This is a genomic window from Nocardia sp. NPDC003963, from assembly GCF_053605105.1.
In genome coordinates, this window is sequence record NZ_JBSGIP010000006.1 from 149,527 (window position 1) to 175,114 (window position 25,588).

General features: G+C 65.4%; 25 protein-coding genes. 20 read left to right on the forward strand and 5 right to left on the reverse strand.

All coding sequences use genetic code 11. The features are described from left to right. Positions 1–16: 16 nt before the first annotated feature. Positions 17–913, reverse strand: a complete 897-nt coding sequence (locus ACWEWT_RS15505; RefSeq protein ID WP_452559424.1) for a helix-turn-helix domain-containing protein — start codon at positions 911–913, stop codon at positions 17–19. Between the two features lie 206 nt (positions 914–1,119). Between ACWEWT_RS15505 and ACWEWT_RS15510 the strand changes: the two genes are divergently transcribed. After that, positions 1,120–2,235, forward strand: coding sequence for a hypothetical protein (locus tag ACWEWT_RS15510; RefSeq protein WP_452559426.1), 1,116 nt, complete (start codon positions 1,120–1,122; stop codon positions 2,233–2,235). Here the strand turns inward: ACWEWT_RS15510 and ACWEWT_RS15515 are convergent. Beyond that, the gene (locus tag ACWEWT_RS15515) at positions 2,179–2,634 is read right to left on the reverse strand and encodes an NUDIX hydrolase (RefSeq protein WP_452559497.1); all 456 of its coding nucleotides are present in this window, start codon (positions 2,632–2,634) and stop codon (positions 2,179–2,181) included. The two genes, ACWEWT_RS15510 and ACWEWT_RS15515, sit on opposite strands and share 57 nt — an antisense overlap. Before the next feature lie 650 nt (positions 2,635–3,284). On the opposite strand from ACWEWT_RS15515, the gene ACWEWT_RS15520 reads away from it, so the two are divergent. Beyond that, positions 3,285–3,977, forward strand: coding sequence for a histidine phosphatase family protein (locus ACWEWT_RS15520; RefSeq protein ID WP_452559428.1), 693 nt, complete (start codon positions 3,285–3,287; stop codon positions 3,975–3,977). Between the two features lie 1,271 nt (positions 3,978–5,248). Here ACWEWT_RS15520 and ACWEWT_RS15525 read toward each other — a convergent pair. Further along, positions 5,249–6,835 carry an FAD-dependent monooxygenase gene (locus tag ACWEWT_RS15525; protein WP_452559430.1) on the reverse strand — a complete coding sequence of 529 codons (1,587 nt, stop codon included), beginning with the start codon at positions 6,833–6,835 and terminating at the stop codon, positions 5,249–5,251. A gap of 931 nt (positions 6,836–7,766) precedes the next feature. Here ACWEWT_RS15525 and ACWEWT_RS15530 point away from each other — a divergent pair. Next, positions 7,767–8,948, forward strand: a complete 1,182-nt coding sequence (locus tag ACWEWT_RS15530) for a cytochrome P450 (protein WP_452559432.1) — start codon at positions 7,767–7,769, stop codon at positions 8,946–8,948. A 250-nt stretch (positions 8,949–9,198) separates the two neighbouring features. Then, on the forward strand, positions 9,199–9,702 hold the full coding sequence (locus ACWEWT_RS15535; protein WP_452559434.1) for a phenolic acid decarboxylase: 504 nt from the start codon (positions 9,199–9,201) through the stop codon (positions 9,700–9,702). Between the two features lie 530 nt (positions 9,703–10,232). On the opposite strand, the gene ACWEWT_RS15540 is transcribed toward ACWEWT_RS15535, so the two are convergent. Then, positions 10,233–11,006: a type II toxin-antitoxin system Phd/YefM family antitoxin gene (locus ACWEWT_RS15540; protein WP_452559435.1), complete on the reverse strand. Its 774-nt coding sequence runs from the start codon at positions 11,004–11,006 to the stop codon at positions 10,233–10,235. 623 nt (positions 11,007–11,629) lie between these two features. Here ACWEWT_RS15540 and ACWEWT_RS15545 point away from each other — a divergent pair. From ACWEWT_RS15545 to ACWEWT_RS15590, 10 genes are all read left to right on the forward strand, one after another. Beyond that, on the forward strand, positions 11,630–13,342 hold the full coding sequence (locus ACWEWT_RS15545) for a DNA cytosine methyltransferase (RefSeq protein WP_452559437.1): 1,713 nt from the start codon (positions 11,630–11,632) through the stop codon (positions 13,340–13,342). Positions 13,343–13,428: 86 nt separating this feature from the next. Continuing rightward, entirely contained in the window at positions 13,429–14,613 is a 1,185-nt protein-coding gene (locus ACWEWT_RS15550; RefSeq protein ID WP_452559439.1) for a hypothetical protein, read from the forward strand. Positions 14,614–14,697: 84 nt separating this feature from the next. Beyond that, complete coding sequence (locus ACWEWT_RS15555) at positions 14,698–15,387, forward strand: hypothetical protein (RefSeq protein WP_452559441.1); 690 nt, start codon at positions 14,698–14,700, stop codon at positions 15,385–15,387. After that, complete coding sequence (locus ACWEWT_RS15560; protein WP_452559443.1) at positions 15,387–15,668, forward strand: hypothetical protein; 282 nt, start codon at positions 15,387–15,389, stop codon at positions 15,666–15,668. Before ACWEWT_RS15555 ends, ACWEWT_RS15560 begins: the two co-directional genes overlap by 1 nt. Next, positions 15,665–16,555, forward strand: coding sequence for a hypothetical protein (locus ACWEWT_RS15565; RefSeq protein ID WP_452559445.1), 891 nt, complete (start codon positions 15,665–15,667; stop codon positions 16,553–16,555). The genes ACWEWT_RS15560 and ACWEWT_RS15565 overlap by 4 nt, the downstream gene beginning before the upstream one ends. Positions 16,556–16,620: 65 nt before the next feature. After that, positions 16,621–17,154, forward strand: coding sequence for a hypothetical protein (locus ACWEWT_RS15570; RefSeq protein ID WP_452559447.1), 534 nt, complete (start codon positions 16,621–16,623; stop codon positions 17,152–17,154). A gap of 35 nt (positions 17,155–17,189) precedes the next feature. Next, complete coding sequence (locus tag ACWEWT_RS15575; protein ID WP_452559449.1) at positions 17,190–18,239, forward strand: hypothetical protein; 1,050 nt, start codon at positions 17,190–17,192, stop codon at positions 18,237–18,239. A 163-nt stretch (positions 18,240–18,402) separates the two neighbouring features. Beyond that, positions 18,403–19,158: a hypothetical protein gene (locus tag ACWEWT_RS15580; RefSeq protein WP_452559451.1), complete on the forward strand. Its 756-nt coding sequence runs from the start codon at positions 18,403–18,405 to the stop codon at positions 19,156–19,158. A 95-nt stretch (positions 19,159–19,253) separates the two neighbouring features. Beyond that, complete coding sequence (locus tag ACWEWT_RS15585; RefSeq protein ID WP_452559453.1) at positions 19,254–19,649, forward strand: hypothetical protein; 396 nt, start codon at positions 19,254–19,256, stop codon at positions 19,647–19,649. 127 nt (positions 19,650–19,776) lie between these two features. Next, positions 19,777–20,109, forward strand: coding sequence for a hypothetical protein (locus ACWEWT_RS15590; protein ID WP_452559454.1), 333 nt, complete (start codon positions 19,777–19,779; stop codon positions 20,107–20,109). A 66-nt stretch (positions 20,110–20,175) separates the two neighbouring features. Here ACWEWT_RS15590 and ACWEWT_RS15595 read toward each other — a convergent pair whose 3' ends face one another. Continuing rightward, positions 20,176–21,093 carry a tyrosine-type recombinase/integrase gene (locus ACWEWT_RS15595; protein WP_452559456.1) on the reverse strand — a complete coding sequence of 306 codons (918 nt, stop codon included), beginning with the start codon at positions 21,091–21,093 and terminating at the stop codon, positions 20,176–20,178. Between the two features lie 539 nt (positions 21,094–21,632). On the opposite strand from ACWEWT_RS15595, the gene ACWEWT_RS15600 reads away from it, so the two are divergent. The 6 genes from ACWEWT_RS15600 to ACWEWT_RS15625 all read left to right on the forward strand — a co-directional run bounded on the left by ACWEWT_RS15600 (position 21,633) and on the right by ACWEWT_RS15625 (position 25,588). Then, positions 21,633–22,037, forward strand: coding sequence for a hypothetical protein (locus ACWEWT_RS15600; protein ID WP_452559458.1), 405 nt, complete (start codon positions 21,633–21,635; stop codon positions 22,035–22,037). Between the two features lie 75 nt (positions 22,038–22,112). Next, entirely contained in the window at positions 22,113–22,847 is a 735-nt protein-coding gene (locus tag ACWEWT_RS15605; protein WP_452559459.1) for a hypothetical protein, read from the forward strand. A 72-nt stretch (positions 22,848–22,919) separates the two neighbouring features. After that, positions 22,920–23,558: a hypothetical protein gene (locus tag ACWEWT_RS15610; protein WP_452559461.1), complete on the forward strand. Its 639-nt coding sequence runs from the start codon at positions 22,920–22,922 to the stop codon at positions 23,556–23,558. A 246-nt stretch (positions 23,559–23,804) separates the two neighbouring features. Further along, positions 23,805–24,176, forward strand: a complete 372-nt coding sequence (locus ACWEWT_RS15615) for a hypothetical protein (protein ID WP_452559463.1) — start codon at positions 23,805–23,807, stop codon at positions 24,174–24,176. Positions 24,177–24,276: 100 nt separating this feature from the next. Continuing rightward, on the forward strand, positions 24,277–24,882 hold the full coding sequence (locus tag ACWEWT_RS15620; protein ID WP_452559465.1) for a hypothetical protein: 606 nt from the start codon (positions 24,277–24,279) through the stop codon (positions 24,880–24,882). A 154-nt stretch (positions 24,883–25,036) separates the two neighbouring features. Next, positions 25,037–25,588 carry a hypothetical protein gene (locus ACWEWT_RS15625; protein WP_452559467.1) on the forward strand — a complete coding sequence of 184 codons (552 nt, stop codon included), beginning with the start codon at positions 25,037–25,039 and terminating at the stop codon, positions 25,586–25,588.

A 25,588-nucleotide genomic window follows, 5' to 3' on the forward strand; every position in this document is an offset into this window, starting at 1 on the left:
TTAGCGCCGGTGCGACTCAATCGCAGACCGGTTCTAAACAGGCTGTGTCAGAAACGATTTTGTGCATGAAGGCACGAGATGCGCTCTGCGACAAGGCTGCGCCGCTGAGGCGCGCGAAGACCCGTTCACGTCTATCTATCGCATCCTTGTCGTCGATATAGCGAATCTCCCCCTGTGCTTCCACTATTGCCATATCCAGCGCGCCGGCCCGCCCGGGCGACGGGACCCGGAGTAAGACGAACCGGTCCTCCATTCCAGCTCGCGGCAGGGCATGGCTGAACGGCATGACTTGGAGGTGGACGTTGTCCCTCCGGGACAGTTCGATTAGGTGGTTGAGCTGGGTGCACATCACAGCAGTGCTGCCATAGGTCCGGCGGAGGCAAGATTCTGACAAGATCGCGTGATACTTGGTAGCTCGCTCGGTCATTGCCGACTGTCGGGCAATCCGAGCCTCTACGTAGTCGTGGGCTTTGGACATACCATCGGGAGGTATCTGCTCGGACGAGCTGTGCAATGCCCAGATGTAGTCAGGGTGTTGGAGGAGACCGGGTATTATCTCGGAAGCAGTCTCTCTCAGGCTCTCGGCCTGGCACTCCAGATCGACGTATAAGCGGAGTTCGGACAAGTATCCGCGGCGATGCCCTGTACTCCAAAACCCGCGCCTGTGGTTGTCGCGGCGCAGCTCTAGCAGGCTTGCCAGGTATTCTTCATTGTCGAAACCCAGCCCACGCGCTAGTTCTTTCAGGTCCCCTACGGAGATGGTGCCGATCCCCTGGACGATGGCGTTGATCCGCTGCTGGCCAACCTCGATGATCCTTCCTGCCTCCGTCTGACTGATACCGCGAGTCCGGATCATGTAGTCGATCTCGCGCCCCAGGAGAAGCCTTCGGGCGTTGGCGGTTCGCGTCTCCATGGGCTCTCCAGCGGGTCGGGCACCAGTTCCACGTAACCCTCGCGGCCCATGAATCCCGGTAACTGTGTTGCAGTTACGGAACCACGGTAACCGCGATAGGGTTGCGAGCGAAAGGTACCACGACAGAGTCGATGTCGACCCAGCTGTGACGTGGTCGAGAAGAGCGAATTGGTTCGAGATTTTAGGTCGAGAAGCCAGGAGGCGGTGTGATCAATGGCCGGGAGATCAAGGAAGCTCGTGATGAGCTTGGCTGGTCCCAAACAAGGCTGATCGCCGAGCTACGGGCCCTTGCAGCGCAGCGTGGCTTCCATATGCCGGGCGCGGAGAGCTTGCGAGTCATGGTCTCGCGGTGGGAGAACGGCCATTGTCGCCCTGACGAGTTCAACGGGCATCTACTGTGTGCAGCGCTGCACCTGCCTTGTCGTGAGGCCGCCGCAGGAGAAGAGACCTCGATACGGACAGACGAGTCAGCGGTGGGTCCCTCTTCAGGTGACGGTGCACTCGCTGATGCGCTGCTGAATATCACAAACCGGCTCCGCGCGGTCGATCGCGCGTTCGGCGCCCGCGCCGCACGGCCGAAGACCTCTGAATTCGTCTCGAAGTTGGCTCGGCGGCGACAGGAGTCTTCGGGCGCTGATCGGAGATTGCTGGCGCGCGCAGAGTCGGACACGGCAGCGTTGGCGGCCTGGCAGGCATTAGACCTCGGTGACATTCGCTCCGCCAACGCACTTTACTTGCAATCCTGGCAAGCGGCAGAAGAATCCAAGGACTCCGCGCTCATCGCGCATGCGATGGGCGAACACAGCATCATGCTCGCCGAGATAGGAGACGCCGAACTAGGACTCAAGCGCGCGCACGCGGCAAGTGAGCTGTCACAGCTGCCTCCCCTACTCCGTTCCTGGCTGGCCGCTACCCAAGCGCAAGTTGCTTCGCACTGTCGCGGCGAGGAAGAGACAGCTTACCGGTCGTTGAGACGCGCGGAGCTGTGGATGAAGCGCGCGACCGTTGCCGAGCACGCCGATATCCCATTCATCATCCACTCACCTGCACACCTGAGCCGGTGGACAGGTCATATATTGGCTCGGCTTCGTGACCCGACCGCCGGCATGATTTCTGCTACAGCGCTGCAAGAATTGCCACCCGACTTCGCTCGTGCGCGCGCCGGTCAGTACCTGGACCTCGCCGAGGCAGCGGTTAACTGCAGGCAGGCCGACGAAGTGCGGCAACGGTTACAGAAGGCCGAGAAGCAGATATCACAGGTGGGTTCAGTACGGCTCAGGAAGCGTTATCAGTTGCTGACCCGGAGAGCTCAAGCGATGTAGGCTGCCGTACAGTTGTGCAGCTGTCAATAGGCCGATAGCAGTACCGACTCCCAGCAGCTCTCCGTCCGCTAAAAGGCGTGCTGAGTCAGTCAGCGGCACCCACATCAGGTGGGCTGCCTCCTCCGCGTCGGTGGGAGGGCCGACTCGGCGCGGCCCCGTGCCAACAAAAACCCAGTGTCGTGTCCTGACCAGGCCAGGCATTGGCTCAAGATCCGCGACCAAGACCATCTCGCCGACTTCGAAACCGGTCTCTTCGCGCAGTTCGCGCCTTGCGCATGCACCTGGCTCTTCGCCGGCCTCGACAATCCCTCCAGGGGCCTCTAGGCCCACTTGACCGACGATCCAACGATGGCGTCGCAGAAGCAATGCGCGGCCGTGCTGATCGACAACGGTGACCATCGCGACAGGGTTGAGTGTGACAGCGTGATGACTACGCTGCGTCAAGTCCGGTGTGGTAATTCGGTGTTTCGACACCTTCAACCACGGCGAGGCTTCATAGATCACCTCGCTTGACTGCACGGTAGTTCGGGGTGGGTCGATCACTACCTCACGCTACAACGTTCCGCCTTACGGTGTTACTAGCTGCTACGTTCCGCATGCCCCAGGTCCGGCCCATTCTGAACACATGAAGTGGATCAACTCCGCGTTCCCGAGCCACCGTATTCATCCTGAGGCATCGCCGACTGCCCCGAGAGGCGGAGCGGCGGTAGGTGCGCAAAGACCGCCAAACCTGGCCGCTATCGGCACCGGCGCCTGCGCTGTCGTCCGGTCGCTGCGGGGCGATTCCGTGCCTCGCCAGTGAGGAGTTGTCCTATGCCGTCGGTTAAGCACAGTCGTGCGAAGTTATCTGCGCCACCGCATGCTACTTGGGATCCAGAGGTTCAGGTGACGGTGCGATTCGATCTGTTCCCCCGGGCTGCGTTGCATTTTAGGACGCCGGCATCCGTTGCTGAGGCATTTGCAGAATCGGCGGCGGCTCAGGGTCTGGCGCATGTGAGTATCCATGTTCTGACCAGTCTTTCACTGCCTCGGCTGCCATGCGAGGCGCTATGGCCGTGACTGGATATGCTGGGGACGCTATCGCGGCAACAACCAGTGTGGGCGGAGGCCAGCGGCGGGTTGTGAAGTTTCTGCTCATATGCCACGGTGAAACAGCGTGCAGTGCTGACGGTGCTCGCTCTGATGACCCGAACTTTTGGTGGTTGACAGCTCGCGGAATTCAGCAGTCCGAAGCATTGGCGGCGAAGCTCGCGCTCGAGCCCTGTGCAGCGCAGATCAGAGCCGTGTATGCGACCACGAGGTGTGGCGCCTTGCAAACGGCCGAGTTAATCGCTGACCAGTTGGGCTTGACTGTCCAGATTCCGGCACCGAATGACGATCGGGCAGGGGGGCAGGACCGTGGACCGATTGCGGCGCTGGGTCGTCGTCCCGAAACGCCGACCCTTTCGACAAATGGCAAAGGAACTGCGGTCGTCGGGTATGGATCCAGGACACTGGACCTCATCGAACGGCAGTACCCGGGCATGGCCGTTATCGTAGTGGGCGAGTGTGATGCGCTCCTGGAAGTAGAGAGCTACCTGAACCATGCCGGAGACGACAACCCTCCAAAGTCCCGCGTGGATGCTGGTTCGGTGACCGAATGGGAGCGGCTGCCACTCAGCAGTAGCTGGTCGTTGTGGAGATGCAATCGCCGTAATGACACCGCTCATTTCCCCCCTCACCTATCCCGCGTCACGGACTGATTTTCCGCGGCACACCATAATGCACGAAAACTGTGGTAAAACCGTTGTGGCGCAGCAAGAGTCACTTACCGAAAGGCGGTTTGCCGGGGCGCATCCCTGCGGCTTCAGTGGAGGGCAGAGGCAAGTCCCATCCTCCGAGATGGATCATGTAGAAGCTGATAACACTACGGGCGAGAGGATCTGCCATCGAAAGTATCTCCAACCAACCGGCCCGGCGCGTTGCTTTGTTGAGAAGGGGGAGAACCGGTTTCCTCGACGGAATTGCCGCCAACTCAAGCCGGTCAGCACCGCCCGAACCGAGTGCGGTGCGACCATCGAACCCAGCGCGAAAGGCCGCCTGGCGCTCGACAGCGTATACCAGGTACTCCAGAGTTCTATGAGCATCGCTTCCCGCGATCATCCGTGCGGCAAGCTCCCTGACAAGGGCTACTTCCGTCGGCAATACCGGCGTAACCCTTACCGGCGGGTCTCCGGCCCGCCAGAAGCGCATCGCCTCGGCAACCCGGAGGTTGGTCGGCCAGTACGGAGCTCGACCTCCCAGCACGAGAGCCAAATCAACCCACTGCACTGACCCAGTCAACGTACCGGTAGGGCTGAAGACATCAAGTATGGGACCGGTCTTCCCGTATCTCGTCGAACGACGCTCGTCGAGCTTTGTGCTGATGGCATACAGGAGTGGCGCCGGCGGATCCAAGCGAGCCGCGGCTTCCATGTCAGGCCCCTTGTTCCCTGCCAGAGGCCAGACCAGCCGGACCAACAGCCCGTCTATCGTCCAATCTTGGACGACGCCCTGTGGAATCGGACGAACAGCCGTGTTTCGAGGATCGCCAGTAGGGGCCCAGTGCCGTAGCGGCGCAGCTACGGCGGCACTGGGCGCATGGATGGCTAGCCAGCTCCAGACCTCTGAGCCATCCCAGTAAGGACAGGCGTCAAGGATCCGTGGCTCCGGAAACCCAGGCCGGTCCAACTCATGGTCCGGTACAGAAAACTCGGCGCCGATTTGCTCGCGGTTCAAAAGCTTCTGTGAACGCACGTCTTCACTCAGGCCGATCCCCACCATTTCTCCTGTTGCCGAACTACCTCGAGGTCGGATGACCGCGAGACGATTCACCTACACGGGTGATGTGTTTCTCTCCAAATCCGGAGCGCTGACTGCTATTTCCGAATTGCACCGCTAAGTCTGGCACCGCGCTCGCACCTAGCAGCACCACGTTGGGCGTGAAGTCGCCTGCCGCCCTACGCCACGGTATCCAAGCTCTCGTCGCTGACTCTTAGGCCAGCACTTCGGAGAGGCTTGCAAAGACGTCATCCTGGTCTCTCATCAGGCACCGCGCTGCCACATAGCCGTCCGGACGCACCAGTACCAAACCGTCCAATTCACCGAAACCATAATGCTGGTGCACGTCGTTACTATCTGCAAAAATCGCGCCCGGATATCTCGCCGCCCCAGCGCTCGGTGGGATCACTACCGCGTTACGCACGTGAGCCCCGTAGCGCCGCGTGATCCGTTCTGCCAGAGTAGATACTTCCCTCTCCGGTCGGGTTCGTGGGAGGTACATCAATGTGTAACCAGGGTGAGCGAACAGGTCTCGTGCAGCGACATCTTGATTGACCATTATGTCTAGAGCGCTGTCTCCAGCTCTGAGGCCGGTCGACTTCTCCACACCCGAAGGGGTCGAAACGACGTCGCGGTAGCTGTAACTGCGGCCCGAAATGCGTCCCACAGCAGTTTGATTGAATCCCGGCGCTCGTACGATACTCATCCGATCGTTTATGGAATCGCCATGGGCCAGAATCACCTGGTGGAGCAGGTCGGCGCCCTCCTTGACTTGAGAGTCGACTGGGCGGCGCTCATCTGGATAGGTTTCGATCAGCGACTTCTTAGCGGTTCCGTTGATTACCCATGCCAGCTTCCAACCCAGATTGAACGCATCTTGAACACAGCAATTCATGCCCATACCCCCGGCTGGCGAATGAATGTGCGCGGCATCCCCACATAGAACTACGTTTCCCTTTATGTACAGGTCGCTGAGCCGATGGCGAACGTCGAACTGGGAGCCCCAGTTGGGTTTCCCAAGGGTCACTCCGCGGAAATGCTGGTCCATTACGGCTTGGAAAGCCTCCACTGTGAGGCTCGATTCGGGAGTATCCCCCTTATCGCTGATAAGGAGGCGGTAATTATCACTGGGGAGGCGCGTAACAAGTACCATTCGGTTTTTGCCGATAAGGTAGTGAATACTCGAGTCGCCCAGGGGGAGATTGTGGATCGGCAGATCCATCATCCTCATAGTCGTGCCGGTGTAGTCGCTACCTGCATATTCGGCGCCGATAAGTCGGCGCACAGTGCTCCGGACCCCATCGCAACCGACTACCCAGTCGTATGCCAGCACTTCCACTGCATTGTCATGTGCCAAGGTGGTAGTAACGCTGCCAGTGGGATCTACGGAAAGGTCTACCAACCTTGTGCCCCATTCCACCGTCACCCCGAGGGAAGCGAGATGGTCTCGCAGGATGGCCTCAGTGCGGTTCTGGTTGAGGATCAGAATATACGGGAATCGGCCTCCGAGCGCCCGAAAATCCAATTGCGCGGACTCGCTATGGTCGAGGAAGTGATAGTCCATCGAGTAACTCTCCAAGCCCTCACGCAGAAAATCGGTGGCAATTCCGAGCTGCTGCAACTGGAGGAGCGTTTGAGAATGTACCGTGAAAGATCGAGAGGTCTTGAGAGGGCCGTCTGCGGCATCTATTATCCTGCAAGGAATATTCCGGCGGCGTAGCTCGATAGCCAGCGTCATGCCGCTCGGGCCGGCGCCAACGATCAAGACCGGCGAAGCGGGGTGCGCGGCGTCAACTGACATGCGAATGCCTTTCCTGGTTACTTTTTCTGTTCGACCGGAATTGAAAAGATAACCCGTGGGATTTCTGTTGCCGATCGGGTTGGTGACCGAGGTTCTCGCTTACCAAGCGAAACTGGATGAACTAATTCCGTAGGTCACTCGGCATTGCATGGCTTCTCCTGATTAGGTTTGCGCTGACCAGCAGGTCTAATCGGCTACGCATGCCGGGAGCGCAGAGGGTGCGCTGCAACGTGCCATCTCGATCTTTACCTCCGCTCTCGGGCGCTATCAACCTATCCAAGGTCTCACACATGCGATCGCGTGGAAATACAGAATGCTACGTACGTCGGCTACGTATAGCAGGTCTTCATCTACGGTTCGGCCCGCGACGTGCCTTTGCAGCCGACCGTCATCAATTTTCGTACTGACCGGTTGGTGCGGGAAAGTCCCAGAACGTGCAGTGTCGCGGTGCTCAGCTCCAAATGATTTCCTGCCACAAGCCTGTGAGTGTGCAGAAACATTGAGCCAAGCGCCGACGGGGAGGAGCTGACAACGCCTGCGCTTGATGGCCAACTATGGTTCGAAAACCTCCTGTACGTATCCGACGTACGTAATCCTTCGGATTTCTATCGGGTCACAGATGTGGAAGGTTCGTCGTCAGCACGATGCCGTGCCCAACATCGGTGACTCCGCTCGCTTGGCCACTGGAATGACGATGGGTGTGCGGGTTAGAGAGCCGTGGGGCGGTTGCGAATCAGCGGCGGGGCAATCTGCCAGACAGCTGGCGCGTCAGCGGCAACGAAGCCGTTCGTCAACGTGCAGACACCGATATCCCGACCTGGAGAAGCCCTTGACCACATCATCGCCTCCGGCCATGCCACACGGATGCGGGACCGGTCCGGTCCCCTCGCAGCTGGAGCCGAAACCGCGTGATCCGAGTGACATTACCAACTTGTATTCTCAGGCATTCGCGGATGATCCCCATGGCCGGTATGAGATGCTGCGGCAGCGCTACGGCGCGATGGCTCCGGTCGAGATCGCGCCAGGTGTGCCGGCCACCTTAGTGCTGTCTCACCCTCTGGCTGTTCAGATACTGAACGACCCAGATCGTTTCCCGGCTGATCCGCGGATGTGGCAAGCTACCGTCCCCGAAGACTCACCGGTGTTGCCAATGATGCGGCACCGCCAGGCGGCGCGGTACTCCACTGGCGGCGCGCACGATCGCTATCGAAGAGCCTGCAGGGAATGCCTGGACAAGGTCGACCTCCATGACGTGATCGGCACCGTGGAGACCGTCGCAGATGTCCTCATCGACGACTTCTGTGTGAACGGTGTTGCCGACTTGGTAACGCAGTATGCCTTTCCCCTGGTCATGCGGGTTCTCAACGACATCGTGGGTTGCTCTCCAGACCTCGGGCAGGTCATAGCTGCGGGCATGGCCGCTCGTTTCGACGCGGTGGACGCCGACAATCGGATCCAGCCAGTAGACGCTGCGGAGGGAACGCAGATGGTCAATCGTGCACTTGCGGAGCTGGTCGCGTCGAAACGCGCAGAGCCAGGCGAAGATGTCACATCGTGGTTGCTGCATCACTCGGAACGGTTGGACGACAACGAGGTACTGGCCAACATCATGAGTTTCTACGCGGCCGGCGTCGAGGCTCAGCGCAACCTGGTAGTGAACACCATTCTGTCTATGCTGACGGACGACGGGCTAGGGGGCCGCCTTCTCGGAGGCAGCCTGTCCACTCGCGACGCGCTCGACGCCGTGCTTTTTCATGATCCGCCGATGGGGAATTTCTGTACGACGTATCCTTCCCGGCCGGTCATGATCGACGATAAGTGGTTTCCACCGCATCAACCAGTTCTCATAAGTCTCGCCGCCTGTAACAACGACCCGGAAACGATGCGGCACGGCGATAGCCATGTCGGGAACCGCTCACACCTCGCCTGGAGTGTAGGGTCGCATGCTTGCCCGGCGAAAGACCTTGGCTACCTAGTGGCAAAGCATTCAGTTGATCAGTTGCTCGATCGTCTACCTGACATGGAGCTGGCAGTGTCGACAGGTGACCTGCGGTGGCGTCCCGGGCCGTTCCACCGTGCGTTGTCAGTGTTGCCGGTGCGTTGGTCAGTCTGAATGGAGCACGTGCGGCTTCCATCCAGCTGTCGACGGCTTCCGAACGTGCGCGACGATTCCAAACTGCGGGTCTGGCCCTGCGGTTCGTCGAGCTGGCCACTTCGTGATCTGGTGGTAGGTGGTGTCGTTCATTTGGGCTCGCAGTTGCTGAACCTATGAAATGATGATCTTGGATTTACCGTTTTTGCTGTGCGAGTCGGAAAGGGGGCAGGGGTCTGCCCCTCGATCCGGGGTGAACCCCGTCCGCCATATGCTGAAATCCATCGTCGGAAAACACCTGCGCCTCTTCCTTCCCAACGGCTGGGTCTTCGAACCCTGGTTCACCGGGCCTGATTTCATCGAGTACCACCTCAAAGCGGGCCCGCACGAGGGCCGTCACGCTGTCCAGATCCCGACTCTCCGTCAGATAACGGAGGGCGTCGAGATCTTGCACTGGGTCGAAGAGACCGGCACACATGTCAACCTCACCTGGTACCTCGAAACAGGCAAGGTGGAACGCTACGCTTCGGTGCCGCGCTGGCTGGCCGAGCACGATATGGCTGTTACCACGGGGGAGAATTGGGACCCGGAGTACCTGAAGAAGATCGAGGAGATGGCGGCCGAGGGCCCCGACATGCCGCGGCATGTGTACGCCGACCGCGGGTACTTCGAGATCCTCGACGATCACACGATCGCGGAGCACAAGTCCTACTTCGGCAAGCAGCGCAAGACCCCGAAGCTCAACGCCCATCCATACGCGCACACTCCCCGGTAACCTCCGCTGAATGTCACATCGGAATCGGCCGGCCCCGCCTGTAGGGGCCGGTTTATCGGCGCTAGACATCGGTCAGACCAGGCCAGTGCTTACCACGGCCTCCGGGCCTCCGGCCTTAACGCCGGGCGACGTGCGATCGAGCGTATGTACGAGACCGGGGGTTATCCGGTTCGGGACGTAGCAGCGCCGTCTCTTCGCATTACTCGCCGATAATTGGCCATTTGCCGCCAAGCGTGCGGTAATAGTTGATGAACAGCAAACATTCAGATTGCTGCCAATGTGCTGTAGTTGTGTAAGTGGCGCCTACCTGGGCTATGTTGGCGTCCGCGGTGACCTGACGGACGACTGGCCAGCTGGACTGCACCACTGCACAGTCACACGGCCCCGCCGCTGCCACTGGCTTGAACTGCTCTGTGCTAAGGCATTGCTGTTCGGGCTCCCCGATGCGCGGGCAGCCAAGGTGATATGTAGATATATGCATCAAACGCAAGTCCAGATCGGGCCGCCCCTGGGTCGTCGCGTAATTCGGATTACCGCGGGGTGTTGGTGGCCCATGGGTAGGGGGTGAGCACGGCTTTGATGGCGTGGGTGGGGTCGGTGTATTTGTCGGCGTCGGCGGTGATCAGGGTGTGGATGCCGCTGATATGGGCGGCGGTGCGGCATTCGCCGAGGTGGTCTCGTGCGGCGATGACGCCCATGCTCTGTTGGAGTTCTGAGTCGACGGGGTGTGTCGTGCACAGGTCCAGCCACTGTGGGTATCCGAGCAGTCTCGCTTCGATGCTGCCGCGGTTGCGGAGCAGGAATTGCTGTCCCGCGGCGGCGTCTTTGACGTAGCCGGGGAAGCCGGCGCGGGCTTGGTTGGCGCTGAGGACCACGGCGTCGGCTGGGGTGCTTTCGGGCTCAGTGGTTGCCGCCCCGGCGGGGGTGGTGTGGTCGGGCTCGGCGATGGGCCCGCCGACGTCGAGTGCCTCGATTACCCAGGGGTGGGGCGCGAGAACGGCGCTGGGCTCGGTGGGGTCTTTCCGGTTTCCGGCGTGGACCGTCAGAAGGGTGTGAACGCCGTCGTCACGGGCGGCTGTGCGGCATTCACTAAGGTGGTTGCGCGCATGGATCGCCGACATGGTTTGCCGCAGCTCCTCGGCGACAGGCAAGTGTTTGGCGCCTTCGGTCCAGTCGGTGTAGCCGATGAGGACGGCTTCGATCTTGCCGTGGTGGGTGAGTACGTAGTACTGCTGGCCTGCTGCGGCGTCCTTGACGAGAGCGGTGAATCGTCCCCGCGCTCTGGTCGTTTCGATGGCTTGCACCTATGGAATGTACCAAACGTACCGGTTGATCTTGGCGACACCCGAAAAGTGTTGCGCTGCAGTAGGTTCGGCTTGTGTTCAATGCGTACGTTTGGTACGTTATAAGTGTCGGCGGGGAAGTCTGATCCCCCGGAAACCATCTCCGACACTCCCCTCGCACCCGAAAGAGCCTTGCCATGCGCGCTGCGCTGCCCCCATCCCTGCCCGAGTCCGCTGATACCGGCGGCCACCCCTCTTGTATCGCCATCGAGCTCCTCAAGTCGCTCGAACGGGAGCGTTACCGGATCTGGTCCGGCGAGATCCGCCGCCTGGGTTATGCCACCCCTTTCAGCGTGCGGCCCGCAGCCAACCACACGCACCGAGCCCGCACCGAGCCCACCGAACCCGATGTGCTGTGGGGTGCCCCGCCTCCGTGTCCTGCGCATTACTCCGCTGCTGGACCCCGCGTGCGCAATTCGGCCGCTCCGATACCGCCTGCCTGGGTGTGGCCGGTGAGCCCCCTGCGGCTGCGGCCGTGCGCCGAGTCCTGAACCCTCTCGCCGATCCGACGAGTCGGCGCGGCCCGGACGGCTGTCATCCGCCCGGCCCGCGCCAACTCTTCAGCTTACAAGGAACGCAACGAGATGACGTTGACGGTTATGGATTGGTTCTGCGGGGCAGGTGGGACCAGTCAAGGGCTGCATGTGATTCCGGACCTGGAGGTGGGCTGGGCGGCCAACCACTGGGACCTGGCGATCGAATCGCATGCCGCGAACTTTCCCACCACCGATCATTGGATCGGAGATATCCGCGACGAACCCGTCGGCCGCTGGCCGATGGCCGATCTGTTCTGGGCGAGCCCGGAATGCCCTCAGTGGTCGGCGGCGCGGGGCAAGAAGCAGACCTACCAGCACAGCCTGCAAGCCGAGCTGTTCGACACGGTCACCGATCCACGTGAGAAGGCCAAACGCGACGAGGCCGAGCGCAGCCGCGCTCTGATGGAAGAGGTCCCGCTCTACCTCGAAGGTGTGATCGCACGCGGCGGCCTGGTATTGGCCGGGGCGGTCGAGAACGTGGTCGATGTCCGGCGCTGGGACCAGTGGGACCGCTGGATCTCCCGGATCCGCCGCCTGGGCTACCAGGTCCGGCTGATCGCGTTGAACTCGATGCACGCCCAGCCCGCGCGTTCGCGGTGGGTGCCGCAGAGCCGCGACCGGCTGTATCTGGCCTATTGGCATGAAAGCCTGGACCGGACTCCGGATTTCGACAAGTGGCTGCGCCCGACGGCCTACTGCCCGTCGTGTGACGAGTGGATCCAGGCGGTGCAGTCGTGGAAGAAGCCGGGCAACGATATGGGCCGCTACCGCGCCCAGTACGTCTACCGGTGCCCGCACGTGTCCTGCGGAAACACGGTCGTGGAGCCACCGGCGGTCCCGGCGGCCGCCGCGATCGACTGGAGCCTGCCGGGCACCCGCATCGGTGACCGCAAGACCCCGCTGGCCGACAAGACCATGGAGCGGATCCGGGTCGGGCTGCGCCGGTACGGCGCTCAGGTGCCGATGACGGTGCCGACCGGCGGCACGTGGCGTGAGGGCGCGGTCGGGGTCGATGGGCCGATGCCTGCCCGCACCACCCGGGAGAACGACGGGATCGCGGTCTCGGAGTCGTTCCTGGCGCTGCTGCGCTCGGGCCGCCCGCGCACCATCGGCCTGCACCAGCAGCTGACCACGATCGTGGCCGACGGCAGCGGGCACGGGCCGGGCACTCCGCCGCTGGTGGTGCCGATGGAAGGCCGCGAGGGCAAGGAAGCCCGGCTCGCGTCCATGCCGTTGCGGACCCAGACCGCCCGCGCCGAAACCGGGTTGGCGTTCTGGCCGTTCGTGGCCGAGCTGCGTGGCGGCAGCTCCGATGCCCGCTCGGCGGCCGAGTCCCTGGCCACGGTCACCGCCAGCGGCAACCACCACGGCCTGGTCACACCCGCGCACATGCCCAACGAGGTGTGGCAGTCGATGTTGGTGCCCTACTACGGCACCGGCCGCGCCCGCCCGACCGCCGAACCGGTCGGGACGCTGTCGACCCGCGACCGCTTCGCCCTCGTCGATGTCATCAGCGAACGCGATATCGACAACGTGCGGTTCCGGATGCTCACCCCCGAGGAAATCCGGGACGCCATGGCGTTCGGCCGCGACTACATCCTTGTCGGCAACAAACGCCAGAAGGTCCGCCAGCTCGGCAACGCCGTCACCCCCGCCTGCGCGGAAGTGATCGTTTCCGCGCTGATGGAGGCCGTCACCGGCGAGGACATCGAGCGCTGGCCCTCACACTCGGGCGCCGACCGGCTACTGATCCCGGCCTGATCCAGGCCGACCCGGGTGGGGCTCGGCCCGCCGGGCCCCACCCGCCGTCCAACCCCCTCACCCCCATCCAGAAGGAGAAACCTGTCATGGCTCACAAGATCACCGTCACCCGCGACGCCCACGGCGCCAGTGTGGTCACCGCCCGCTGCAAGATAGGCGAAGGCCATGTCCACGTGCTGCCCAACGGCACAGCATCCCTCGGCGGCGATTTCGCCGCCCCGCTGCCGATCGCCATGATCGGCCCGCTGCGCGCTGCGCTGAACCGGGCCAAGAAGATCGCGCCACAGCAACCGGCGATCCCCGACGGCGCGAAGTTCACCGCCCGCATCGTCACCGACGACACCATCGACTGTGACCAGGACCTGATGCCCGCCGACATCGTCATCACCGTCGACAACTGCCCGGGCAGCCCACCGATCGCCACCTACTCCTGCAGCAGGCCCGCCGATCCCATCGGCAAAGACCCCGATGATGTTCTCGAACAGAACGGGTGGCGGCCCTACGGTCCCGACCAGCTCGACACCGAGTTCTATCGGGTCGTCAAGGTCGAACGCATCTGGCCGCTCGACGCCCCCAGCTCCCCCGCGCCCGAGTACGACCTCTACGAGTACCTGCCCGAGACCTATGACCGGGTCGTGGCCAAACTCGCCGACGACCCGGACGCGCCCCTGGGCGGGCTGGAAGCCCGCTCCATCCCGCAACGCTGGTTCGCCGGGCTGAGCCAGGCCGTATGGGGCAGCGGGGAGCCCTTCGTCACCCTCTACGAGTGGGCCACCAACGGCGAGAAGGCCGATTGGATCCGCTCCGAGAGCCTGATCGAGGAAGCACAGCGGATGCGCTCCGAGATCCTCGACCCGGCCTATCAGACCGGGTGGCAGATCTGGGACGAGGGCGGCACACCGGACGCGGCGGCCGCCGTCGTGGACGTGTTGATCGGCTACCTGCGCCAGCACCACACATCACAGACCGTGGCGCAGTGGCTGTATGCCAACACCGACCTGCGCGACTATCCGGACAACGCCGGGATCACCGACAACGAAGCCCGGCTCATCGCCCTCGGCTGGGCCGAGGACCGCACGACGCTGCAGCACTGGGGCGGCCACTTCATCGACACCGACGAGGTCTCGCGTGAGGAGCTGCTCACCCAGGCCCGCCACGTGCGCGCCATGCACCAACTCAACGACGCCGAGACCTGGCCGCACGCAGGCGAACGCGGATCGACCCTCGTGGCCATGGCCGCCCTCATCCGCTACCTCGAACGCCTCCGCTGACAGACCGCTCCCGGGGCCGGGGCACTCTTCCCGGCCCCCGGGGCGCCGCCGCGCGCCCCTACCTCACGGAAGGAACACGCACTCATGTCCGGACCCGACGTCGGCCACGTCTACGACCAGGTGGTGGCCATGCTGGCCCACACCCCCTCGACCGCACTGCTGGAGGTGGAAGCGAAAGCGATCGCGCGCCGCTTCCTGTACCGGTCCGGCCACCCGATATGGCCGCACCGCAACGGCAGTCCTTTCCCCGCACTCCATCTGTGGGCCACCACCGACGCGCCCCGCCCCCCGGCTACGCTCGGCGAGGCCCGGCGCCTGCTCGACGAGATCACCGACCCTGCACGGGCCGCCGACTGGCACACCTGGGATTCCCACGGCAGCCCGGAGGCCGCCGCCGCAGCGGTCCGCGCGCTGATCGGCTACCTGGACCCTCCCGCCACCCCGCCCGCCGCGAGCGCCGGCGCCGGGGCGAAACCCGCGCGCCGCCGGCGCACGCCCCGCGAGACCGGCCCGCCGGCGAGCTGTGCCTGCGGCTGCGGGAAAACCGTCGCCGCGGGCCGCGATTACGCCCCCGGCCACCAGCAGCGCGCGGTCGCCGCCCTCGCCGACCACTACTTCGGAGGCTCCACCAAAAACATGCTGGCCTACGTCAACCGTATGGCCCGCGAACACGGCACACCGCACCCGGTCACCGGCGCGCTGCGCCGCGTCATCCCGCCGGGCCCCGCACCACTGATCGAGGTCCTGACCATCCCGGACGAGGAGGACTTCTGATGACGCGTCTCGAATCCACCCCGGGCCCGCTGCCCGCCCTGCCCGCCAGCGCCGACAGCGATTACGCCGAGTACTGCCTGTTCGCATGCCGCACCCCCGGATGTGGCTGGCGCTCGGACTGGTTCGACCCCTCCGACCGCTCTGTGCCCGCCCTGGACGCCGAGCACACCGCCGCCACCGGCCACCAAAACATCTACCTCTACCGGCTGTCGCGCACCCCCGCCACGATCGCCACCGTCGGCCGCCCCCGCACCCCGCACCGGGAAGGACCTCGCCCATGAACCACGACACCCTGTGGCACGTCGATTTCGCCGACGGAGACACCGAAGAGATCATCGCCGCCACCCTCACCGACGCCGCGGCCCGCGCCCGCGCTCTGGACCGGCGGCCCGGCTCCGGCGAGATCGTCGCGGTCCGGACGATATCGGTCGCCGAAGCCCTGACCCGATATTTCGGCACCGAAACCGACCACGGCTACGACCCCGTCCGCCGCGACGCGATCGCCGCCGATCACCCCTGGCACCACGACAGCGACGAATGGCTCGTTCTCACCTTCACCACCGCGATCGACCCGGAAGGCCGCATCGATCCGGTCGCGCTCGCCAATTTCCGCACCCTGCACCGCGAGTGGGCGGGCATGGCCTCGGTGCGCTCGGATGGCGGCCGCATCAGCGTGCACGCCAGCCGACCCGCCCCCGCCGACCTCACCCGCTATGTGGAGTGCTGGCTCGGTGACGGGGCGATCAACCCGCACGATATCCGCGCCGTCCGCGAAGAGCTGGGACTCGAGACCCGCACGACCCGCGTCGCCGCCCGCCCACACGACCGCGACAACTGGGACATCTTCGAGATCCCGGTGGTCGCACTCGGTTACCGCGAGGTCGAAGCCGAGGCCATCGCGGGCCTGGGTGAGGGTCCGGTCATCGTCGTCGACGCGGTGCCCGGCTTCGCGGCCGGATGCGCCACCTACTCCGAGCTCGACCACCCCGACCGCCCGGACGCCCGCAGCGACCACAGCCACTGCGAGCACGCCCTCCCGGCCGCGCTCACCACCCCCGCCATGGCAAGCCCCCGCACCGACGCGCCCGCACCCCCGCCCAGGCGCGCGCTGCGGGCCGCTCTGCGCGCACTACGGCGCGCACCGGCCCGCCGCGCCGACCCGCACTGACCCCAACCACCCCTCATCACCACGCCGGGTGGGCGGCACGCCGCCCACCCGGCACAGGAGACATCATGTTCACCGACGACGACCTGACCCGGCACTATGGCACCGAACTGGCCGCCCTCACCGCCCTGTGCCGGTGGCCCGCGCACGTGGCCTGCATCGGCGGCGCGCAGCGCGCCCTGTGCGGAGAACTTCGCAACGGCCTGCGCATCGAACTCGGCAGTGACCTGCTGACCGGCCACGGCCCCGACACACAACTGACCGTGTTCCTCTTCGACGACGAAGGCCAGCTCGCCTACCTCGACGCGACCGCCGGGCCGCTGGCCGACCGGCTCGTGGCGGCCACCGCACTCACCGCCGTCGACATCGCCGCGCTGCGCGCCGGACGAAGTGTCCCGGGCCTGGATCCCGCGATCACGCTCAGCCGGCCCGCCCCGGCCCCCCACGAGTCGCTGCGCGAGCTGGGCGCCGCGCTGGCCTCGTTCCGTCGCGCCGCCGGGCGCGGCCCCGACGCCGAAGCCGCCGCCGCATCCGAGCTGGCGGCCGCCGCCCAAGACCTCCTCGACCAGCACACACCCGCCGACAGCGGCGCCCGCCGGTGACCACGCCACCCGCCATCCCAGGACCAGGAATGCCGATGACACACCACGCGCTCGACATCACCACGACCACGACTACGCCCACTTCTCTTCGCCGCCGACCCGAACAGCTCGTCATCCCCGAGGTCCTCATCCCGCTGCGGGTGCTGTCGCTGGGTGCGGGGGTGCAGTCGACCACGTTGCTGCTGCTCTCGGCGCACGGCCGGTTGCCGAAACTGGACGCCGCAGTGTTCGCCGACACCGGATGGGAATCGGCAGCGGTGTATGCCCACCTCGACCGCCTGGAACGGGAAGTAGCGGCGCCCGCGGGCATTCCGATCTTCCGGGTGAGCCGGGGCAACATCCGCAACGACGCCCTCGACGCCGCCGCCCGCTACGCACAGATGCCGCTCTACATCCGAGGCCACGACGGCTCACAGGGGATGCTGCGACGCCAGTGCACCGCCGAATACAAGATTGCCGCACTTAAACCGCAAGTCCGTCATTTGCTGGGCTACGAGCACCCCCGACCCGTGCCTGTCGGGGTCTACACCGATCAGTGGATCGGGATCTCCTCCGACGAGAGCTCGCGCGCGGCCCGCATCACCGAGGATGTCTCCTACATGAAACACCGCTTCCCGCTGCTGTTCCTGCCCGGGGGCACTGCCCGCGCCCGCGTCGGGTGGACCCGCACCGACTGCGAACGCTACCTCGCTGCCCACGGTTTCGAGTCCACCCCGCGCAGCGTCTGCGTCGGCTGCCCGCGCCACTCCAACGCCTACTGGCGCGAGATGCGCGACCATCGCCCTGATGATTGGGCCGATGCTCTCGATTTCGATCGTCGCATCCGCCACGGTGCGGCCCGCGCTCTGCACAACGGGGATGTCCTGCGTGGAGAAGCGTTCCTGCACTCCTCGCGTGTCCCCTTGGACCAGGCCCCCATCGACCACGTGACCGGCCCCGAATGGAAATCCCGCCAGATCGACCTGTTCGACGCCCTCGCCGACGAACAGGTCCGACGCGGATGCTCCCCGTGGGGATGCTCCGGTGAGGACGACGAAACCGACGACGGCTGGGCGGGCACCTGGGAACCGGCACCCACGTCGTAGCCGCCGGATCGCGGCCGCGACCGGCGAGCCGACCGACGCGGCGACGCGGCCGGATCGGCTCACCGGTCGGGTTCCTGTCGGCACCGCACCCCAACTAGACATCAATACGTACGTTTGGTACGTTTTCTGGGAAGGGGAAATCAAACGAAAGGCATTGCGCCACATGGTATCTCGCGGATACATCACGGTCGAACTTTTCGGCGACAGGGCCAGTTACCAGACCGAGGAGGGCCGTCCCGCCTCCGTGCTCCCACGGCTCGGAATGACCTGGATGGACCTCGTGCTGGCTCACGAACAGCCGACCACCGGGCAGTGGGCCGACCACTTCGACAAGGACCGCCACATCCTCGAACCCCGTACCTCCGACGCGATGTGGGTCCCTGCCCACCACTATGAGTTCATCCTCGGCGGCGACCCGCTGTTCCGGTTCCGCTACCTGCACCTCGACCCCGGCACCGGAAAATGGCAGACCGTCTTCGACACCGACGCCCCGGCCCGCCTGCTCGAGGAAGCGTTCACCGCCGCCGTGGTGGTGCGTGACCAGACCACCCAGTTGCGCCGCGCGCAGGGCTGGACCGATGACGAGCCCGTCCTCGGCATCCCGACCGTCAGCGCCCTCAACAGCCGGGCCGAACTGCTGCACCGCGCCCTCGAACTGTTCGTCAGCGTGGTCTCGCCGTGTCGGCGCTACACCGAGCCGGACCCGGCCTCGATCCGCCCGCGCGACGAATCGATGAGCGAGATCGACCACTACACAACGCTGCTGGACTGGTTCGAGACCCAGGCCATGGTCCATCACGACATCGGTGTGATGGCCCGCGAGTGCGAAGACCACGCCCGGGCCGACGACGCCGACGCCCGCGTGTGCGGATTCCTGGTCGCCGCCTACAAGACCCGCGCCACCCTCGAACGGCTCTGATCACCGATCCCACCGCAAGGCCCCGGCGGTCCGGACAGCTGTCATCTGCCCGGACCGCTGCGGCCCCCCGCACGCAACGACACCGAGGAATCCTCATGGACCCGACAACCACACCCGCGCCCGGTGACCACCCCACCGCGCACTCCGACACCTTCGGTCTGGGCCCGTGGCCGGCGAGGCTCGCGGCCGCACTCGCCCGCCACCGCATCGGCCGCGACGTCCGCCGCATGGCACCCCATCTCGCCTACGACGGACCCGACACCGACCCCCGCCAGCTCACGCGGCTGTTTCTGCGCTGGCACTCACCCAGCGGCGACGACAACGGCCGACTCGACGCCATCGCCGCACACGCCGTGAAGCAGGCCGCCGACCGTGGCCTCGTCGCCACCGCCGACGTCGACCTGCGGCTCACCACCCACAAGGCCACGGCCGAGAACGCCCGGATCGAGGTGTATCTGTATGCCGCGCACCCGCCGGGCGCCGGTCGCTGACCGGCCGCCGACGCGCCACTGCCGCCGCAGCCGACCACCCCGGCGAACCCCCGGCCGGATTCGGTCACGCAGCCCCCTTGCCCGCCTCTCCCCTCGCCCCACATCACACCAGGAAGAACACACACCGATGCCCGACACCACCGCCCCGGCCAACCCCTTCCTCCACCTCGAACGCATCGCGAACTACTGCTGGAGCTTCGATGCATCCGACGACGAGGAATACCCCGACGGCCCGTTCCTCGACTACGACGGAACACCGGGAGACTCGTTCGACGACACCTTGTGGCTGCTGACCGAAGCCATGTCCGAGATCGGCCTCACCCTCGAACCCGCCTTCGCTGAGGACTTCAATCCCGAAGAACCCCAGGCCGGATACGACCTGCTGGAAAACGGCACCCGCATCGGCTGCGCCGTCATCACCGGCTACCCCGCCGCCCAGCCGCCCGGCACACGCGTCTGACCCCGGCTCCGGCCAGCCGGAGCCAGCCGAGCCCGACACCAGGAATCTCCGGTGCCGGGCTCGGCATCACGCGCTCAGGTCCAACGACAACTGCCCGGAAGACACCAACGCCCGATCCCGTGCTGGATTGGGCCACCGGCGGCCCATCAACGCATCCACCGCCGCCGCGCTCAGCCCGGAACACCGCAAACGGCGTTGGCACGTATTGCGCAAGGTCCCCGGCGAAATTTCCATCCCCGCCTCCCGGCCCGCCATGCGGATGATGTGATCCACCGTCCGCACTGCCAAACGGCCGCTCCGGTCCTCGGTGATGAACAACTCGCCCGGCCGGTTCCCACCCAGACGCGAGCGTCGATCGGCGCACCACAACATCAGCACCGCCCGGCATGCCGGACCCAACGGAACCCGCCGGTCGCGTACCCGGACCTCACCACGCTCGGCCATTTCATCCAGGAACAGATCATCGACATCGAGCGCGGCCAGCTCGGACTCGAGCAGACCGGCATCCAAGGCCAAGGTCACCAACGCATAGTCCCGCAACCCGCGCCGACTGGCCGCCTTGAGCAACATGCTCTGCTGCTGCACATCCAGCGTGTCGGGCACGATCTGGGCCAGCACCGCCCGCGGCAACTTCACCCGCCCCAGCCCCAACCAGCGGTAGAAGGTGTCCAACGCCGCCAGCGACACATTCACCGTCGACGGCTCCACCTCCCGGTCGGTCAACTTCTCGCAATACGCGGTCACCGCCGCATCACGGCCCGCCCCGGTGGTGAACGCGTCCTCGAACCCGTCGCTGCCGCGCCACCACCGCAGGAAATCGTTCACCCGCTCGAGGTAGGTGACCTTGGTTTTCTGGGCCAGCGCCAGCCGCCACAACCCCGCGCGGAACGCCTCCAACGCCGGTGCACCGAGACCGGAGAACACGAGCCGCTCCACCCCATCGGCACCCGCTTCCGCAGGCCACAACCCCGCCTGATCCTCCATCACCACCTCCACAGCTCGGTGACCACAAGGATCTCAGAACGCGCCGACAAATTGCAGCGCGACAGATTAGTAGCAACCCGCCGCCCTCGATTGCCACTAATCCGCCACTACGCTGCACCCGGTCGAGTACCCGCCCGCAGCCACGGCCCGATCCGACGAGCACGGGAAGGCGCGGTGGGTCCGCCTGCCCGGATGCTCGCATCCTAGGTGTCCCGGCCGATATCCGGCACCCGCCGCACCGCGCCGCCGCGAACCGACCTCGCCGGTGACGAGCGGGACCTGCCAGCCGGCCGTCCATCGGCCACGGCGCCGACGGAGTCGACGCCACCGCGCGCGCCGACAATCAAGAACCGCTGCCGGATGACGTAAAGCGCTGCCGCGCAGCGGTTTACAGTTTGAATCCAATACGTACGTTTGGTACATTATGGGGGTCGGGTTGGTCGCCTGAACGGCGCCCCGGCTTCTGCTCCCCGCTCGCTCATGGGCGGAATTCCGCGCAGCCACCGTCCTGTCACCCCCTCGGAAGGAACTCCACCGCGATGGTCGATTCGATCACCGAACCCGTCCGCACCGCCGCCGACGGCCCTCACGCCCGCCCTGCATTCGCCGGGGAACAGCGCTCGCGCACGCTCACCTGGCGCGTCGGCGCGCCCGGTGCCGCCGCGAACCCACGCGCCCGCCTCTGCATCGACCACCACAACTGCGCCGGATACTTCGCAACCCTGCGTGCGCTCGCTGCCACACCCGGGTCGGATCATCGCAGCGACCCGATCGCCAACCGTGGCACCCGGATCCTGGTCCTGCACACCACCAAACCGTTCAGCGCCAAGGAAATGAAACGCGCTCAGCGACTCGCTCTCACAGAGCTGCGACGGCTCTACGACGAGAACACCCCCGAAATCCTGGCCTATTTCGATCGCGCCTCCGAGCATCACCACCCCTGACACCCCACCGGCTCGCCCCGCCGGTGGGAGGCGAGCCGCCAGCCCCCGTTTGCCCTGCCCTCGAAAGGCATACCTGTGTCCGAATACTTCCTGCTCTCCGAGGTCCACGGCCCGGAGGCAGACCAGCTCTGCTACCGCCATTTCCACACTTCCGTCGACGGCAGGGAGGCCACCATCCTCGAGGACGGTCCCCGGCCGACCGAGACCAGCAAGGTGCTCGAACACGCACTCGGGTTCCCCGCCGATGCCCTGGGTGGATCGCCGGTCGATATCCGGGTCGAACTCGCCGTTGGCGCGCTGGTCTTTCCGGTGCAGGTCCGGGCGCGACTGTGCACGCTGCCGTCGTGCCTGGCCTACTGCGATGACGCCGAATGCCGCGCCATGGTCCCTGCCGTCCGCGAACCCGAACCCGGCGATCGCTGCCCCCAATGCCGCAACAGCGAACTCGTGCCCTGGAACGAATGCGGCTGGCTCGACGTTGCCCACGACCAGCGCTGGAGCTACGACTACGAACAGATCGTCGCCTGCATCTACCGCGACGAGCAACGCGAGGTCCGCATAGGCGAATACCACGGCCGTGTCATCGCGGGGGCATGGGCCAACCCCCACGACTATCCCGAGCTGTACCGATGGGTCGACGGCGCCACCGACTGCGCCCCGGAAACGCTGCGAGCCGAAGCCGAGAAGCTCGGCGGATCACTGCGCGGCTGCAAGGACCGCTGGAAGGAAGTCGGCCGCCCCGACCCGCAGATCGCCGCCGCCTACGCCCTGGAGAACTACCTGACCGACCTGGCCAACCCCCCGGCCTGACCGCCAAACCCGGGGCGCCGCACACCCAGCCGACGCCCCGGGCCCGCCACCGCACCGCCACGAAAGCCGCCGATGTCCTCACCGCTGTATCTCACCCCACCGTGCACCCCGGCCGTCCGCGCCGCGATCCGTGCCGGGCAGCTCGGTATGATCGCCAGCCCGCCGCAGGGCAACCGGATCGAAGACGGCTACACCTGGTGTGCCGACAATGCGGTCTTCGGCGGCAAATACCCCGGGGATGACCAGTATCTCGCGTGGCTGCGCAAACACCGCCGCCACGCCGAGCGCTGCCTGTTCGCCGTCGCGCCCGACGTCGTGGGCGACCACGTCGCCACCCTCGCCCGGTCCCGCGACATGCTCCGGCGCATCCGCGATCTCGGATACCCCGCCGCCCTGGCCGCCCAAAACGGTATGGAGCTGTGCAGCTGGGACCCCTGGGACGAGATCGACGCCCTGTTCATCGCAGGCGACACCGACTGGAAACTGAGCCGCCACGCCGCCGAACTCGCCGCAGTCGCCTCCAGCCTCGGGCTCTGGGTCCACATGGGCCGCGTCAACTCCGCCCGCCGCTACACCACCGCCACCGCATTCGGCTGCGACTCCGTCGACGGCACCTACATCACCCAGGCCCCCGACAAAAACCTGCCCACCCTGCTCTCCTGGACCCGCCCCACCGCCGACAACGAGACCCCACACACCACCGACGCGTAACCCCGCGCGCACCGGGCCGGCGCCCGCCCCACGGCCGCCGAGTGTCCGGACGATGGGCGGCCACAGACCGGCACACCTGAGCATATTCACCAAATCTATTGCCACGCAACGTATTACACGTTGCCTGTAATACGTACGTTTGGTACATTTCAAGAGCTGGGGCGTACGTCCTCGAGCGAATCCCCCTCGATCAGCACCCCACATGTGCCGACCGACTCCGAAATCCCCATTCCGAGGAGAACTTTCATGAACGCCGAGATTCTGACCGCCACCCGGAAACTGTGCGCGGACCTGACCGCCGACGGACTGAACGCCCAGCTCGACGACGGAATCGACAGTGTCGGCGACCGGCAGCCGCTCATCGACATCTGCCTGCCCGGCGGCGACCGCTACGAAATCTGGGCCCGCATCGTCACCGGGACCTACGCGATCCGCAAACCCCAGGACGACGGCTCCGGCACCTCCGAGGCACTGGCCTCCTCCGTCGGCCCCCTCTTCGTCCGGGCGATCTTCCTCGGCCTCGCCGCCCTCGAACAGGACAGGAACAACCCCGACACCGACACCGACGACTCCGGCACTCCCGCCGCCGCCAGCGGCCCCGAGCGCGACCGGCCCTGACTCCGCGCACACCGCCGGTATCGGCTCCACTCCCTCGCGCCCGGTCCGGGCGCGGGGCCTGGGGTGCCGATCCCCGAACCCGACACGAAAGCGAGACACCATGAACAGCAAAGACGAACGCGGCAAGGTGGTCGAGGTCCTGCGCGGCCACACGACCGCCGAAACTTCGGTCAGCGTGGACGACTACCCGTACGCCAGCACGTGGACCACGAGGCGGTACTGGGTCGAAACCGCCGAGAAAGGCGCGAAGAAGGGCCAGCAACGGCGGGTGGCCCAGACCCTGAACCCGAAGACCGGCCGATGGAACAAACCCCGCCTCAGCGGGTACGTGCACGGAATGCACCTGGTCCGGTACGAGAACGGCCAAATCGACGCCATTACCGAGCCGCACTGGGACTACATCGAGTGGGTGCGGTTCTGGCTCACCGGTATCTGGGACCACCTCAACGAATCCGAACGCAAGGTCAACGGGATCCTCCAAGACCTCCTGCCGCGCCGCGATCCCAAAGGCTGGCAGAACTGGTTCACGCTGGCCGACCGGATGACCGCTCGAGACCTGCCGCCCTACGACCAGTTCGACCGCGGCGACCTCACGGTGTACCTGGACGAGTCCCGCTACACCGACCTGCGTCAATACCTCGAACTCGGCGGACCCGACCTGCGGGTCGAAGGCTGGTTCAAACCCAGCAAGACCGCGATTGCCTGACACCCTCCGCTGCCCTCGGATCCCGGCATCGGCCCGCCCGTGCCGGGAGACCGGGTGGAGGTCACCACGCCGCACCGGCACCCGCCACGGGCGCCGGTGCGACGGACGAGGCAGCCACCCGCCTCACTCTCAAGCAGAAAGGCACACACCCCTCATGGGCGTACCAGAGATCACCGAGACCGACTACGAGGCCGCCCGCATCGGCCAGAACGCCGGACCGATCGACGAACTGTCGGAGCACACCCTCGCCAGCTGGCGGCGAGCGCACCCCGGATGGGACGGCCGGTACTGGGCAGTTCTCAACGACATCGAATTTCCGGTCAACGTCCTCACCGTCAGCGATCCACCCGGACCACACGGGCAGACCAGCCGAGACTCACCCCTCGGACGCAGCACCGTGATGTGGAACGTCGGAGTCGTCCCCGGTCGCGGTTTCGCCAAGGCGGAACTGACCGCAATGGAGAGCTACCAGGACGATTGCTTCCGCGCGACCCTCCACGCGGTAGTGGTCAAAGGGCCCTCGCTCCTCTTCCACCCACCTCGGTTCCTCGATATCTACACCGTTCCCGCCGAGGGCCCCCGCGCCACCGCGCTCGACGAACTCCTCGATGTCGCCGTCGCCGAGGTACAGCGCCGCTACGACGCCGCAGATCCCGAAGTGTGCCAATACTTCGACCCCACCTCCGACTGCTACACCACCCCGTAG

Bases quoted from the DNA above. Each gene is read 5' to 3' on its own strand.
- ACWEWT_RS15560 (WP_452559443.1), top strand. From the start codon at position 15,387: ATGACGCGTCTCGAATCCACCCCGGGCCCGCTGCCCGCCCTGCCCGCC.
- ACWEWT_RS15625 (WP_452559467.1), top strand. From the start codon at position 25,037: ATGGGCGTACCAGAGATCACCGAGACCGACTACGAGGCCGCCCGCATC.
- ACWEWT_RS15615 (WP_452559463.1), top strand. From the start codon at position 23,805: ATGAACGCCGAGATTCTGACCGCCACCCGGAAACTGTGCGCGGACCTG.
- ACWEWT_RS15555 (WP_452559441.1), top strand. From the start codon at position 14,698: ATGTCCGGACCCGACGTCGGCCACGTCTACGACCAGGTGGTGGCCATG.
- ACWEWT_RS15590 (WP_452559454.1), top strand. From the start codon at position 19,777: ATGCCCGACACCACCGCCCCGGCCAACCCCTTCCTCCACCTCGAACGC.
- ACWEWT_RS15550 (WP_452559439.1), top strand. From the start codon at position 13,429: ATGGCTCACAAGATCACCGTCACCCGCGACGCCCACGGCGCCAGTGTG.
- ACWEWT_RS15575 (WP_452559449.1), top strand. From the start codon at position 17,190: ATGACACACCACGCGCTCGACATCACCACGACCACGACTACGCCCACT.
- ACWEWT_RS15565 (WP_452559445.1), top strand. From the start codon at position 15,665: ATGAACCACGACACCCTGTGGCACGTCGATTTCGCCGACGGAGACACC.
- ACWEWT_RS15525 (WP_452559430.1), bottom strand. From the start codon at position 6,835: ATGTCAGTTGACGCCGCGCACCCCGCTTCGCCGGTCTTGATCGTTGGC.
- ACWEWT_RS15515 (WP_452559497.1), bottom strand. From the start codon at position 2,634: ATGGTCACCGTTGTCGATCAGCACGGCCGCGCATTGCTTCTGCGACGC.
- ACWEWT_RS15585 (WP_452559453.1), top strand. From the start codon at position 19,254: ATGGACCCGACAACCACACCCGCGCCCGGTGACCACCCCACCGCGCAC.
- ACWEWT_RS15505 (WP_452559424.1), bottom strand. From the start codon at position 913: ATGGAGACGCGAACCGCCAACGCCCGAAGGCTTCTCCTGGGGCGCGAG.
- ACWEWT_RS15520 (WP_452559428.1), top strand. From the start codon at position 3,285: ATGGCCGTGACTGGATATGCTGGGGACGCTATCGCGGCAACAACCAGT.
- ACWEWT_RS15580 (WP_452559451.1), top strand. From the start codon at position 18,403: ATGGTATCTCGCGGATACATCACGGTCGAACTTTTCGGCGACAGGGCC.
- ACWEWT_RS15570 (WP_452559447.1), top strand. From the start codon at position 16,621: ATGTTCACCGACGACGACCTGACCCGGCACTATGGCACCGAACTGGCC.
- ACWEWT_RS15620 (WP_452559465.1), top strand. From the start codon at position 24,277: ATGAACAGCAAAGACGAACGCGGCAAGGTGGTCGAGGTCCTGCGCGGC.
- ACWEWT_RS15600 (WP_452559458.1), top strand. From the start codon at position 21,633: ATGGTCGATTCGATCACCGAACCCGTCCGCACCGCCGCCGACGGCCCT.
- ACWEWT_RS15545 (WP_452559437.1), top strand. From the start codon at position 11,630: ATGACGTTGACGGTTATGGATTGGTTCTGCGGGGCAGGTGGGACCAGT.
- ACWEWT_RS15535 (WP_452559434.1), top strand. From the start codon at position 9,199: ATGCTGAAATCCATCGTCGGAAAACACCTGCGCCTCTTCCTTCCCAAC.
- ACWEWT_RS15610 (WP_452559461.1), top strand. From the start codon at position 22,920: ATGTCCTCACCGCTGTATCTCACCCCACCGTGCACCCCGGCCGTCCGC.
- ACWEWT_RS15595 (WP_452559456.1), bottom strand. From the start codon at position 21,093: ATGGAGGATCAGGCGGGGTTGTGGCCTGCGGAAGCGGGTGCCGATGGG.